The organism is Kitasatospora sp. NPDC004614 (genome assembly GCF_042873675.1).
In the GTDB taxonomy this organism is placed as follows: domain Bacteria; phylum Actinomycetota; class Actinomycetes; order Streptomycetales; family Streptomycetaceae; genus Kitasatospora.
Genome location: NZ_JBIALR010000014.1, coordinates 145,963 through 157,912 on the forward strand (window position 1 = coordinate 145,963; position 11,950 = coordinate 157,912).

Consider the following 11,950-nt stretch of genomic DNA (forward strand, 5'->3'; position numbering starts at 1 on the left):
CTGTCCCCCGTGAAGCACGTCATCGCACTCGATGTAGGCGGCACCGGCATGAAGGCCGCGCTGGTCGCCCAGGACGGCTCCGTGCTGTACGAGGCACGCCGACCGACCGGGCGGGAGCACGGCACCGACGCCGTCGTCGCCACCATCCTCGACTTCGCCGCCGACCTGGCGCAGGAGGGCCGCACCCGCTTCGGTGCCGCCCCCCTCGCGGCAGGCGTCGCCGTGCCGGGAACGATCGACGAGAGGAACGGGATCGCGGTCTTCTCCGCCAACCTCGGCTGGCGGGACCTGCCGATGCGCAAGCTGCTCGGCGAGCGCCTCGGCAACATTCCCGTCGCCCTCGGCCACGACGTCCGCTCCGGCGGGCTCGCCGAGGGCCGGATCGGGGCCGGTCGCGGAGTCGACCGCTTCCTGTTCATCGCGCTCGGCACCGGCATCGCCGGCGCGATCGGCATCCACGGCACGATCGAGGCCGGCGCCCACGGCTACGGCGGCGAGATCGGGCACGTGGTGGTCCGCCCCGGCGGCCCGCAGTGCGGCTGCGGCGCCCGCGGCTGCCTGGAGACCCTGGCCTCCGCCTCCGCGGTGTCCCGGGCCTGGGCCGAGGCCACCGGCGACCCCGAGGCCGACGCCGCCGCCTGCGCGCTGGCCGTCGACGCCGGCGACCCGGCGGCCCTGGTGGTCTGGCAGGACGCGGTGGACGCGCTCGCCGACGGCATCGTGATCGCGCAGAGCCTGCTCGACCCGTCGACGGTGATCGTCGGCGGCGGGCTGGCGGAGGCCGGTGACACCCTCTTCACGCCGCTGCGCGCGGCGGTGACCGAGCGCCTGACCTTCCAGATGCCCCCGAAGGTCGTTCCGGCCATGCTCAAAGACACCGCCGCGTCCCTGGGCGCCGGTTTGCTCGCCTGGGATCTGCTCTCCATGGAGGTGACCGCGTGACCGCGGACCGTACTGCACTGGCCGGAGCCCGACTCGTCGTTCCCGGCGGGGTGATCGAAGGCGGCCGGCTCACGGTCGAGGGGCCGCGCATCGCGGACCTCGGCGGCGAGCGGGCACCCGGCGACCTCGACCTGACCGGGTACACCGTCGTCCCCGGCTTCGTCGACCTGCACGTGCACGGCGGCGGCGGCGCCTCGTACGCGTCCGGCGTGGCCGAGGAGGCCCTCACCGCCGCCCGCACGCACCTGGAACACGGCACCACCACGACGATGGCCTCCACCGTCACCGGCGAGATCGACGAGGTCTGCCGCCAGGCGGCCGTGCTCTCCGAACTCGTCGAGGACGGCGTCCTGGCCGGCATCCACTTCGAGGGCCCGTTCATCTCCCACAACCGGTGCGGCGCCCACCGCCCCGACCTGCTGCGCGACCCCGACCCGGCGCTGGTGCGCAAGCTCGCCGACGCCGCCCGCGGCCACGCGAAGATGTTCACCCTCGCCCCGGAACTGCCCGGCGGCCTGGAGTCCGTCCGGATGCTCGCCGACCGGGGCATCATCGCCGCCGTCGGCCACACCGACTCCGACTACGCGCTCACCCTGGAGGCGATCGACGCCGGGGCCACCGTCGCCACCCACCTGTTCAACGCGATGCCGGGCATCCAGCACCGCGCCCCCGGCCCGATCGTCGCGCTGCTGGAGGACGAGCGGGTCACCGTAGAGCTGATCAACGACGGCATCCACCTGCACCCCTCGGTGCTCGAACTCGCCTACGGCACCGCCGGAGCCGAGCGGGTCGCGCTGATCACCGACGCGATGGGCGCGGCCGGCATGGGCGACGGCATGTACCCGCTCGGCCCGCTCCAGGTCCGGGTCGAGAACGGCGTCGCCCGCCTCGTCGAGGGCGGCTCCATCGCCGGCTCCACCCTCACCCTGGACGTCGCCTTCCGGCGCGCCGTCACCGTGCTCGGCCTGTCCCTGGACCAGGCCGTCACCTCGCTGTCCACCGTCCCGGCCCGGCTGATGGGCCTGGCCGACACCCTCGGCTCCCTGGAGGCAGGCAAGAACGCCGACCTGGTCGTCCTCGACTCCGACACCTACGAGCTCGCCGCGGTGATGCGCCGCGGTGAGTGGATCGTCGGCGCGGACCGCTTCACCAGGGCCGGCAACCCGGCCTGACCCGACTGGGGTTCGCCCCCGGTCGCTCCCGCCACGGGGAGGGTGAGCAGCGGAACCTGCGCCTCGTTGCTCACCCCACCCGGGAGACCCCCTTGCCGCTCGCCCCTACCTCCGACCTGCTCGCCTCCGCCGCCGCCGACCGGCGCGGACTGCCCGCCTTCAACGTGATCACCCTGGAGCACGCCGAGGCGATCGCCGCCGGCGCCGAAGCCGCCGGCACGCCCGTCGTGCTCCAGCTCAGCCAGAACGCGATCGCCTACCGCGACGGCCGCCTGCTGCCGATCGCCCGGGCCTGCGCGGAGATCGCCGCCGCCGCCCGCGTCCCCGTCTCGCTGCACCTCGACCACTGCGAGGACTTCGACCTGCTGCGCGCGGCCCCCGCCGCCGGCTTCTCCTCGGCGATGTTCGACGCCTCCGCGCTGCCGCACGACGAGAACGTCAAGGCCACCGCCGAGGCCGCCGCCTGGGCGCACCGCCACGGCCTGCACCTGGAGGCCGAACTCGGCAAGGTCGGCGGCAAGGACGGCGAACCGCCGCTGTCCGCGCACGCCCCCGGCGCCCGCACCGACCCGGCGGAGGCCGCCCGCTACGTCGCCGACACCGCCGTGGACGCACTGGCCGTCGCCGTCGGCTCCTCGCACGCGATGACCTCACGCACCGCCGACCTCGACCTCGCCCTGATCCGCGAGCTGGCCGCCGCCGTCCCCGTCCCGCTGGTCCTGCACGGCAGCTCCGGCGTCCCCGACGGGCAGCTCACGGCGGCGGTCGCGGCCGGCATGGTGAAGATCAACATCGGCACGGCGCTCAACCTGTCCTACACCGCCGCCGTCCGCGAACACCTGACGGCCCACCCCACCGTCACCGACCCCCGCAAGTACCTCACCGCCGCCCGCGACGCGATGACCCGCACCGTCGAACAACTGGCCCGGGTGGTCCACACCTCGGCCTGACGACACCCGCCGCGGCCCGGACCTGCACGGAGGCCCGGGCCGCGGCCGGCCCCTGGTCGGGCCGGATCACCAGCCCTGGGGCTTGGAGGTCCCGTTCGGGGTGACGGCGATCTGGTCGAGCAGGAAGCCGCACTGGTTGCCGGCCTGGCAGGACACCGAGATGGTGTGGTGGCCGGGCTGGGCGACCGTTCCGCTGACCCAGGACGAGTACCAGGAGCTGTCCGGCGGCAGGCCGGGGCTGTAGTTGTTCAGCTTTATAGGGGTGTAGGTGGGCTGGCCGTCGACCGCGACCGTCGCGGTGGCGTTCTGGCCGCTGTTGTTGAAGCGCAGCCAGATCTGGAACTGTCCGGCGGCGGGCATGTCGACGTCCCAGGAGACCGACGCGCCGACCGCGCCGAGGCCGTCGACGTACTTGCCGCCGGCCGCCTTCGCGCCCGCCACCTGGTTCGCGGCCGTGCTGCCTCCGCTGAGCTTCATGCCGGCGGCGTCGGCGACGTCCGTACCGCCGGAGAGCGTGCTCGGGCTGGGCGCCGCGCTGGACGGCGGCGCCGACGAGGTGGGCTCGGCCGGGGCGGACGGGCTGTGCGTGGCGCCGCCGGCCTGGTTCTTGCCGCCGTCCGGGTCGCCGGTGGACAGCGCGACGCCCGCGCCGATGGCGATCGCGGCGACCACCGCGACGGCGCCGATCACGGCGGCCTTGCCGCGGCCGGCCGGCCGGTCCTCGCCGGGCCGGGGCCGGGAGCGCTCGGCGTACCGGGACTGCTGCGGCGGCAGCGCGGTGGTCTCCTGCCCGGGCGCGGCCTGCGGGTAGCCGGGGGGCGGCGGGGCCTGCGGGTGGACGGGGCGCTCGCCGTAGTTGGCGCGGCCGACCTCCATCGGGCGGCTGTAGCCGGTCCGGGGCCGCTCGGGCGCGGGCTCCTCGCCCTCGGCGGGGCGGTAGAGGTACGCGAACGGGTCGTCCTCGTCCGCGCCGTCGTTGCTGCCGGCCGTCGTCACGGTCAACTCCCCAGGACTGGATGCTCTCGTACCCAGGGCACCCTACCTGCCGTGCTCGAACACGGTGTAAGCGGTTCAGCCCGCCCGGCGGTGCGAGCGCTCGCCGCGCGAGCCGCGGGCCGCGCCGCCGCGGGTGCGCTTCTCGTCGTACATCCGCTCGTCCGCGGAGTGCAGGACCTCGTCGATGCTCATGCCGCAGCCGGCCCAGCCGATGCCGAGGCTGACGCCGACCCGGACGGCCCGGTTGTCGATCCGCATCGGCGGCAGGATGGCGCTGCGCAGCCGCCCGGCGAGCTCCTTGGCCTCCTCACGGCCGATGGCGTCGGCCAGCACCACGAACTCGTCGCCGCTCATCCGGGCCACCGTGTCGCCCTCCCGGACGACCTGCTGGAGCCGGCGGGCGATCTCGATCAGCACGGCGTCGCCGGCGTTGTGGCCGTAGCGGTCGTTGACCAGCTTGAAGCCGTCGAGGTCGCAGTAGAGGACGGCGAGCCCCTTGTCGGGGCCGGGGCGGCGGTGGCCGTGCCAGAGTTCGCCGCCGGGCGGGTCGGCGGGGACGACGGCGTGCACGTGGTGGGCGGTGGCGGCGTCCTCGTGGAACGCCACGCCGGCCGCGAAGGCCTCCCGGGCGCGGTCCAGGGCGCCGTCGGGCGGCGCGTAGCCGTGCGCGAGGGGGACGGGGGCCACGGGCACCTGCGGGCCGTCCAGGAGGCCGTGGCCGGGCGACAGTGCCTGTCCGTGCGGGCCGGGGGCGGGCAGCGGGGGGCGGGAACAGAGCCGGCGGGCCAGCCGGGCCCGCAGCTCGGCGCCGTTGGGCAGGCCGGTGAGGGCGTCGTGGCTGGCCCGGTGGGCGAGCTGGAGCTCGTGCCGCTTGCGCTCCTCGATGTCCTCGACGTGGGTGAGCAGGAAGCTGGGCCCCTCGGTGGCGTCGGCGACCACCGAGTTGCGCAGGCACACCCACTGGTAACCGCCGTCGCGCCGGGACAGCCGCAGTTCGGCCCGGCCGCCCTCGGCGCTGGTGCGCAGCAGCAGCTCCAGGTCGTCGGGGTGGACCAGGTCGACGAAGCGCTGCTGGCGCAGGGTGGCCCGGGGGCGGCCGAGCAGGCGGCACAGGGCGTCGTTGACGCGGGTGAGCTGGCCGGTGCCGTCGCCGTGGAGTTCGGTGATGGCCATGCCGCTGGGGGCGTACTCGAAGGCCTGCCGGAAGGATTCCTCGCTGGCCCGCAGGGCCTGCTGCTCCTTCTCCAGCCGGGCCAGGGCGCGCTGCATCTCGGCCCGCAGCCGGGCGTTGCCGATGGCTATGGAGGCCTGGAGGGAGAACATCTCCAGCGCTTCGCGGGTCCACGCGCCGGGGCGTTTTCCGCTGCGCGGGCGGTCCACCGAGAGGATGCCGAGCAGGTCGCCGCCGGCGCTGTACATGGGGGCGAGCAGCACGTCGGCGGGGTGCCAGTCGTTGTCGTAGACGGGCATCGGGCCGTCGCCGGTCCAGGTGGGGATGTCGGTGCCGATGGCCCAGCCGCGGTCGTGCGGGATGAAGCGCAGGGTGCCCCAGTGGTCGGCGACCTGGAGCATCCGGTCCCAGGACTCGCGGGAGCCGACCTGGCCGAGCAGGACGGCGGGGCCGCCGAAGGTGCTCTCCTCGATCTCCCAGACGGCGGCGATCACCAGGTCGCCGTCGGGCCGCACCAGGCTGACCGCGGCGGCGTCGAATCCGAGTCCGTGGACCGCTCCCTCGACGACGGCCTGCAGGGTTCCCGCCAGGCTCCGGGCAGCGTTGAGGTCCGCCACGACCCGGTGCAAGGTGCGGAGGGTCGCGAGGCGGACGTAGGGCTCCGACTCGGCTTCCATGCGGGGGCTCCCCGGCTGCTTCGGATGGTCTTGAAAGGTTGTCGTCCGATTGCCAGAAGAACTGAATCACAGCGAGCACTCCGATAGGCACGCTCGGTCAGCAATAGGCTGTCAGTGTGACTCAAATCACATAATGATGAAGTGATGATCGTATTCGGAAACGGCAGGGAACGACAGGACGCCCGCCAGGCGACTTCCAGCGACGCGCCTCCCGTGCGCTCGGCCCAGCGACCGAGCCGACCTACGACCAGGGCCCGATACCGGCACGACCGCCCGGCGACTACCGTGCGGTACGTGTACAGCTCCCCCCAGTCCCCCACCTCTCCCACCGCCCCCGTCGCGGATGCCGGCGCCACTCCCGAGGAGTTCCGCGCCGCCCTCGGCCAACTGGCGGCCGGCGTCTCGCTGGTGACCGTGCACGACCCCGAGGAGGACGAGGACGCGGGCATGACCGCCACCTCGTTCCTGTCGGTGTCGCTGGAGCCACCGCTGGTGCTGATCTCGGTGCGCGAGGACTCCCGGATGGACGACCTGCTCACCCGGGCCGAGACCTGGGCGGTGTCGCTGCTCGGCGAGGAGCACCGCACGCTGGCCTCCCGGTTCGCCATGAAGGGCCGGCTCAGCGACCGCCTGCTGTTCGCCGACGCCGCCTGGCAGCGCGGCCCGCACTCCGGCGCCCCGCTGATCGACGGCGCGCTCGCCACCGTCGAGTGCCGCACCGAGCGGCGCATCCCGGCCGGCGACCACACCCTGGTGCTCGGCCGCGTGCTGGCCGCGCGGGTGCCCGCCCCGGCCGCGAAGCCGCTGGTGTACTTCCGGGCCGGCTACCGCCACCTGGGCTGACGGGGGCAGGCCCCGGCCGTCACTCCGGCTTGATCCGGCCCCGCCCCTGCTTCAGCGTGGCGCGGTGCCGCTTGTTCTCCAGCCGCCGCTCGACCATGCCCCGGCTCGGCTTGGTGGCCCGCCGGGCCTTCGGCGGCGGCGCGGTGGCCTCGCCGAGCAGCGAGGCCAGCCGGGCGGCCGCGATCTCGCGGTTGCGCCACTGCGAGCGGTGCTCGGAGGCGCGCACCACCAGCACCCCGTCGACCAGCCGGGAGGCCAGCCGCTCCAGGGCGCGGTCCTTCCACACCTGCGGCAGCGCGTCGGAGGCCGCCAGGTCCCAGCGCAGCTCGACCTTGCTGTCCGAGGTGTTGACGTGCTGGCCGCCCGGGCCGGAGGAACGGGAGAAGCGCCAGACGAGCTCGGCGTCGGGGACGACCACCGAACCCCGTACGCGCACGGGCTCAGTCATACCGCCATCATCCCGCCCGGGCCCGGCGGCCGTCACCCGATTAACCCGGCACAATGGCGGGCGTGATCGAGCTCGGCTACTCCCTGTCCAACCGCTTCCCCGACCCCCCGCAGACCGACTACCGCACCGCGCCGGTCCGCGCGCTGCGGCACGACCTGTTCGCCGGGGACGTCTACCTGGAGACCGACGACGGCGCCGGCGTGGAGACCCGCTGGAGCTGGGTGCCGGTGCTGGACTTCGCCTGGGCGCTGTGCGACATCGTCGAGCGCCTGGACGAGGACCCGCGCGGCAGCCGGGAGGCCCGGGTGCGCACCGAGGACCTGGACTTCACCCAGAACACCGAACTGCTGCGCTTCGCCCGCCGGTTCGGCTGGGTGGAGATCACCGCCACCTGGCGGCCGGACGACGAGCCGCTGGTGGTCCGGCACGCCGAACTGCGCCGGGAGGCCCGGGACTTCCTGCAGGACGTGCTGGCCGACCTGTTCGAGCTGCACGAGGACCTGGCCGACAATCCGAACATCTGGACCGTGCAGGGCCGGTACCCGCGCATCTGACCCGGCGCCGGGCGGCCGATCGGGGGAGAAATCCGTCCGTCCACGGAGCGATGGAACCAACGGCCGCCCGTCCCACGTTCTCCGGTCAAAACCGACCGAAGGGACACCACAGACCATGCCCGTGAGCCTCTCCAAGGGTGGCAACGTCTCGCTGACCAAGGAAGCCCCCGGCCTGACCGCGGTCACCGTCGGCCTCGGCTGGGACGTGCGCACCACCACCGGCACCGAGTTCGACCTGGACGCCAGCGCGATCGTGCTGAACGGCGAAGGCCGGGTCTACTCCGACCGCCACTTCGTCTTCTTCAACAACACCAGCACCCCGGACAGCACCGTCGTGCACACCGGCGACAACCGCACCGGCGAAGGCGCGGGCGACGACGAGTCGATCAACGTCAACCTGGCCGCGCTGCCCGCCGACGTCACCCGGATCGCCTTCCCGGTGTCGATCTACGACGGCAACACCCGCGGCCAGAGCTTCGGCCAGGTCCGCAACGCCTACATCCGGGTGCTCAACCAGGCCGGCGGCGCCGAGATCGCCCGCTACGACCTCTCCGAGGACGCCGCCACCGAGACCGCCATGGTCTTCGGCGAGCTGTACCGCAACGGCGCCGAGTGGAAGTTCCGCGCCATCGGCCAGGGCTACGCCTCCGGCCTGGCCGGCATCGCCCAGGACTTCGGCGTCAACGTCTGAGCAGCCGCCGGCACGTGAAAAGGGCCCCCGCTCCGTCCGGAGCGGGGGCCCTTTCGCGTCGTCAGGGGCGGCCGGCCCGCAGCTCGGGCAGCTCCAGCACCTCGGTCTCGTCGTGCACGGTCAGGTCGACCACCTCGACGGGCTCGGTGTCGGACTCCGCGTGCTGGTGGCTCGGCGGCTGCTCGACCGCGCGGTGCGCGGGCTGCGCGGCGTCCACCGGCGCGGCGTCCAGCACCGCGTAGCGCTCGCTGTCGGCCACCGCCTCGTCGCCCACCACGTCCGCCAGGTCGCCGACCGCCGGGGCCGGCGCGGCCGCCCGCAGCGCGGCCCGGGCGGCGCCCGGCCGGCCGAAGAAGCTGAACGCCGCCGCCCGCGGCCGCTGCGGGGCCGCCGGGGCCGCCTGCTCGACGTCCTGCGGGCGCGGGGCGGGCAGCGCCGGGCCGACCGGGCGCAGCGCCGCCGAACCGGTGGCCGGCACCGGCTCGGGCATCCGCGGCCGCAGCTCGACCTGGGCCCGCTCGTCGACCGCGCGACGCGCCTCGGCCGTCACGGCCTGCCGCTCCAGGTGCCGCAGCGCGGCCTGTGCGCGGACGAACGCGGCCGGGGTGGCCGGGTTCTTGGGCCGGGTCGCCTCGAGCGCCCGGCGGGCCGCCTCGGCCTCCTTCAGCGCCTGCTCGGCGACCAGCACCGCGCGCTCGCGCAGCAGCCGGGCGATCTCGGTCTCCGCCTTCGCCAACCGGGACTTCTCCGCGGTCAGGCGCCGCCCGAAGCGGGTGGCCCGCTCCTCGGCGACCTCGGCCGCGTACTCGGCCTCGGCGATCTGCTCCTCGTAGCTCTCCTCGGCGCGCAGCCGGCGCACCATGGCCACCTCGGCGGCGTTCCGGGCGGCCCGGTCGCGCTGCCGCAGCACCAGCGCCAGGCCGACCACCGCGACCACCGCGGCGACCCCGACCGAACGGGCCACGATCTGATCCGGACTGGCCACCAGCGCGGCCACCGCCGCGACCACGAGCACACCGGAGGCGACCGGTGGCAGCGACCGGCCAAGGACGGAGGAATGACGGTGGCGTCCGCGAGACATGGCTAGAAACTAGCGTGCGAATCGAGGCGCTGTCAGCCTCGGCCCCCATTCCGCCCTTGACACGCCGACAGAAACACGGGCCGCGTACGTCCCACCACGCAGCGCGACCGGATCCGGCGGGAAGATCAGCGCGAGGACGCGGCCGTGCCGCGCGGGTGGTCCGGGTCGTCGTGGTCCTCGGGAAGCTTGCAGATGTGCTGCAGCCACAGCGCCACCGCGATCACCGCGGCGCCGGCCAGCACCGAGAACAGCGCCGTCGCGGCCTGCGCCCGGCGGGCGGCGACCTCCAGCGAGCCGAGCAGGAACACCCCGACGCCCGCGTACACCCCGGTCACCACCGCCGACACCAGCGCACTGGCCTGCCCCAGCACCAGCGCCCGCGCCGCGTGCAGCGGATCGACCCGCTTCGCACCCGGCTGCCGCTCCCGGATCGCCTTCAGCCGCGACCGCAACGAGATCGCCACGGCCAGCAGCACCACGGCGATCGCCGCCAGCACGAACGGCGCGTACGCGGGTACCCCGGGCAGTGTGCCCAGCGAGTCCCACAGCCGGGCGCCGCCCCAGGACAGCAGCCCCGTGATGGCGGTGATGCCGAGCAGCAGGCGGAGACGGAGCGGCTTCACGCGGACGGGCTTCCTTCCCAGTGGTTCGTCCCGGCCTCTTCACGGCCCGGAGGTCCGGCGGGTCACGGCGACCAGCCCACCGTACCGGCCGGGCCGCACCCGCAGGGAGCTACGCCCGCACCCCGCCGGAAGTTCCCGGGCCGCTCACTCCGGCAGTCGCAGCTGCAGGTCGGCGCGCAGCCGCACGCCCTGGCCCTCGGCCCCGCCGAGGCCCGCCAGCAGCTCCGCGACCGGCCCGTGCCCGGGCACCTCGGCCTGCGGGTCGGCGTCCTGCCACGGCGCCAGCACGAACGCCCGCTCGTGGGCGCGCGGGTGCGGCAGGGTCAGCTGCGGGTCGTCGCTGAGCACGCCCTCGTAGGTGAGGATGTCGACGTCCAGGGTGCGGGAACCCCAGCGGACGGTGCGTTCCCGGCCGAACGCGTCCTCCACGGCGTTGGCCCGCTCCAGCAGGTCCCGCGGCGGCAGCGAGGTGCGCAGCACCGCGACGGCGTTGAAGTAGTTGGGCTGGCCGGCGGGCCCGCCCACGGCGTCGGTCTCGTACACCGCGGACAGCGCGGTCACCCGGACACCGGGGGTGTCCTCCAGCGCGTCGACCGCGCCCTGCAGGGTCTCCAGACGGTTGCCCAGGTTGCTGCCGAGCGCGACCGCGGCGGTCCGCGACTCGTGCAGGGTGGACTCCACGCGGTCCACCTTGCCCTGCAGGTCGAACGTGGTCCGCGTGGCGGTCGGGTCTGTGGTGGCCATGGGAGTTCCCTCCACTCGGGCTCCACCGGACGCCATCAAGCGCGGCTCCGGCGGATCGTGATGGTGACGTCGTCGAACGGGACGGTGATCGGGGCGTCGGGCTTGTGCACGACGACCTCGACCTCCTCGACCACCTCGTGCCGCAGGCACTGGTCGGCGATCCGCTGGGCCAGCGTCTCGATCAGGTCGACCGGGTCGCCCGCGATCGCCGCGGTGACCTCCTCCGCGATCACGCCGTAGTGCGCGGTGCGGGTCAGATCGTCACTCGCGGCGGCCGGACGGGTGTCCAGGAACAGCGTCAGATCGACGACGAAGGTCTGTCCCTCGATCCGCTCCCGTTCGAACACGCCGTGATGGCCGCGGGCACGGAGCCCACGCAGAGTGACGCGGTCCAGCAAAAGAATCACTGCTCCCAGCTGACGGCCCCGCCGCGGCGGGGACCGGCGGGCACCGTCGCCCGCCGCCCCTCGAATCTACCTTCGAGTGCTGACCGCCCCGGACCGCCTCCCCGGCTGCCCACCCGATCGGACCGGCCACCGCGGCCCTTGACGGACGGCCCTCACTCCTCCTCGTCGTCCTCGTCGTCGCCGCTGGTGAGAACCGGCGAACCGTGGTGCGACCACAGCTTCCAGCCGTCCGAAGTACGCCGGAACAGGTTCGTCGACACGACCTTCCCGCCGACCAGCGGCCCCAGTTCGCCCTCCTCCTCGGGCTCCCCGCCGGACAGAATGTTCTCCGTGCAGGTGACGAGCGCCACATCTCCCTGCACGTCCACCTCCACATCCGTCAGGAAGAACTGGATGTACTCGGTGTTCGCCATGATCAGCATGTACGAACGCGTCACCTGGGCCCGGCCGACCAGCATCGGCCAGCCCGGGTGCACGCAGAACACCCCGCCCTTGTCGTCCGCCTCGCCCGGCCCCAGCCAGATCGACTCGACGGCGTCCAAGTCCCCGTTCTCCAGGGCCTCGTACAGCGTCTGATTGGCCGCCAGCACCGCTTCCTCGTCCGGTTCCAGCGCCGCTGCCCGGTCGTTGCCGCTCACTGCCTCCGCCACG

The 11,950-nt window shown here is 74.1% G+C and carries 14 protein-coding genes; 6 read left to right on the forward strand and 8 right to left on the reverse strand.

Annotated elements, in window-relative coordinates; all coding sequences use genetic code 11:
- Nucleotides 1-9 precede the first annotated feature (9 nt).
- The 3 genes from ACFYST_RS26015 to ACFYST_RS26025 all read left to right on the forward strand — a co-directional run bounded on the left by ACFYST_RS26015 (nucleotide 10) and on the right by ACFYST_RS26025 (nucleotide 3,064).
- On the forward strand, nucleotides 10-942 hold the full coding sequence (locus ACFYST_RS26015; RefSeq protein WP_387638663.1) for an ROK family protein: 933 nt from the start codon (nucleotides 10-12) through the stop codon (nucleotides 940-942).
- Entirely contained in the window at nucleotides 939-2,114 is a 1,176-nt protein-coding gene (gene nagA, locus ACFYST_RS26020; RefSeq protein ID WP_387865827.1) for an N-acetylglucosamine-6-phosphate deacetylase, read from the forward strand. The genes ACFYST_RS26015 and nagA overlap by 4 nt, the downstream gene beginning before the upstream one ends.
- A gap of 92 nt (nucleotides 2,115-2,206) precedes the next feature.
- The gene (locus ACFYST_RS26025; protein ID WP_387865830.1) at nucleotides 2,207-3,064 is read left to right on the forward strand and encodes a ketose-bisphosphate aldolase; all 858 of its coding nucleotides are present in this window, start codon (nucleotides 2,207-2,209) and stop codon (nucleotides 3,062-3,064) included.
- 66 nt (nucleotides 3,065-3,130) lie between these two features.
- Here the strand turns inward: ACFYST_RS26025 and ACFYST_RS26030 are convergent, their stop codons facing one another.
- Together ACFYST_RS26030 and ACFYST_RS26035 are read right to left on the reverse strand one after the other, a co-directional pair.
- Entirely contained in the window at nucleotides 3,131-4,060 is a 930-nt protein-coding gene (locus ACFYST_RS26030; protein ID WP_387865833.1) for a hypothetical protein, read from the reverse strand.
- Between the two features lie 75 nt (nucleotides 4,061-4,135).
- Nucleotides 4,136-5,908 carry a diguanylate cyclase domain-containing protein gene (locus tag ACFYST_RS26035; RefSeq protein ID WP_387638674.1) on the reverse strand — a complete coding sequence of 591 codons (1,773 nt, stop codon included), beginning with the start codon at nucleotides 5,906-5,908 and terminating at the stop codon, nucleotides 4,136-4,138.
- A gap of 294 nt (nucleotides 5,909-6,202) precedes the next feature.
- On the opposite strand from ACFYST_RS26035, the gene ACFYST_RS26040 reads away from it, so the two are divergent.
- A complete protein-coding gene (locus tag ACFYST_RS26040) occupies nucleotides 6,203-6,751 on the forward strand; it encodes a flavin reductase family protein (RefSeq protein ID WP_387638677.1) in 549 nt (182 codons plus the stop codon).
- A 19-nt stretch (nucleotides 6,752-6,770) separates the two neighbouring features.
- Here the strand turns inward: ACFYST_RS26040 and arfB are convergent, their stop codons facing one another.
- On the reverse strand, nucleotides 6,771-7,199 hold the full coding sequence (gene arfB, locus ACFYST_RS26045; protein ID WP_387638680.1) for an alternative ribosome rescue aminoacyl-tRNA hydrolase ArfB: 429 nt from the start codon (nucleotides 7,197-7,199) through the stop codon (nucleotides 6,771-6,773).
- A 62-nt stretch (nucleotides 7,200-7,261) separates the two neighbouring features.
- Between arfB and ACFYST_RS26050 the strand changes: the two genes are divergently transcribed.
- Entirely contained in the window at nucleotides 7,262-7,753 is a 492-nt protein-coding gene (locus tag ACFYST_RS26050; RefSeq protein WP_387638682.1) for a hypothetical protein, read from the forward strand.
- Nucleotides 7,754-7,868: 115 nt separating this feature from the next.
- Nucleotides 7,869-8,444: a TerD family protein gene (locus tag ACFYST_RS26055; RefSeq protein ID WP_387638684.1), complete on the forward strand. Its 576-nt coding sequence runs from the start codon at nucleotides 7,869-7,871 to the stop codon at nucleotides 8,442-8,444.
- Between the two features lie 61 nt (nucleotides 8,445-8,505).
- On the opposite strand, the gene ACFYST_RS26060 is transcribed toward ACFYST_RS26055, so the two are convergent.
- The 5 genes from ACFYST_RS26060 to ACFYST_RS26080 form a co-directional block, all read right to left on the reverse strand.
- Nucleotides 8,506-9,525: a hypothetical protein gene (locus ACFYST_RS26060; RefSeq protein ID WP_387865836.1), complete on the reverse strand. Its 1,020-nt coding sequence runs from the start codon at nucleotides 9,523-9,525 to the stop codon at nucleotides 8,506-8,508.
- A gap of 125 nt (nucleotides 9,526-9,650) precedes the next feature.
- On the reverse strand, nucleotides 9,651-10,148 hold the full coding sequence (locus ACFYST_RS26065) for a DUF3180 domain-containing protein (RefSeq protein ID WP_387638690.1): 498 nt from the start codon (nucleotides 10,146-10,148) through the stop codon (nucleotides 9,651-9,653).
- Between the two features lie 144 nt (nucleotides 10,149-10,292).
- Nucleotides 10,293-10,892 carry a 2-amino-4-hydroxy-6-hydroxymethyldihydropteridine diphosphokinase gene (gene folK, locus ACFYST_RS26070; protein ID WP_387865839.1) on the reverse strand — a complete coding sequence of 200 codons (600 nt, stop codon included), beginning with the start codon at nucleotides 10,890-10,892 and terminating at the stop codon, nucleotides 10,293-10,295.
- 35 nt (nucleotides 10,893-10,927) lie between these two features.
- Nucleotides 10,928-11,287 (reverse strand): dihydroneopterin aldolase, encoded by a 360-nt coding sequence (gene folB / locus ACFYST_RS26075; RefSeq protein ID WP_387638908.1) that lies wholly within the window; start codon nucleotides 11,285-11,287, stop codon nucleotides 10,928-10,930.
- Nucleotides 11,288-11,451: 164 nt separating this feature from the next.
- Nucleotides 11,452-11,949 carry a nuclear transport factor 2 family protein gene (locus ACFYST_RS26080; protein ID WP_387638694.1) on the reverse strand — a complete coding sequence of 166 codons (498 nt, stop codon included), beginning with the start codon at nucleotides 11,947-11,949 and terminating at the stop codon, nucleotides 11,452-11,454.
- Nucleotide 11,950: the final 1 nt, after the last annotated feature.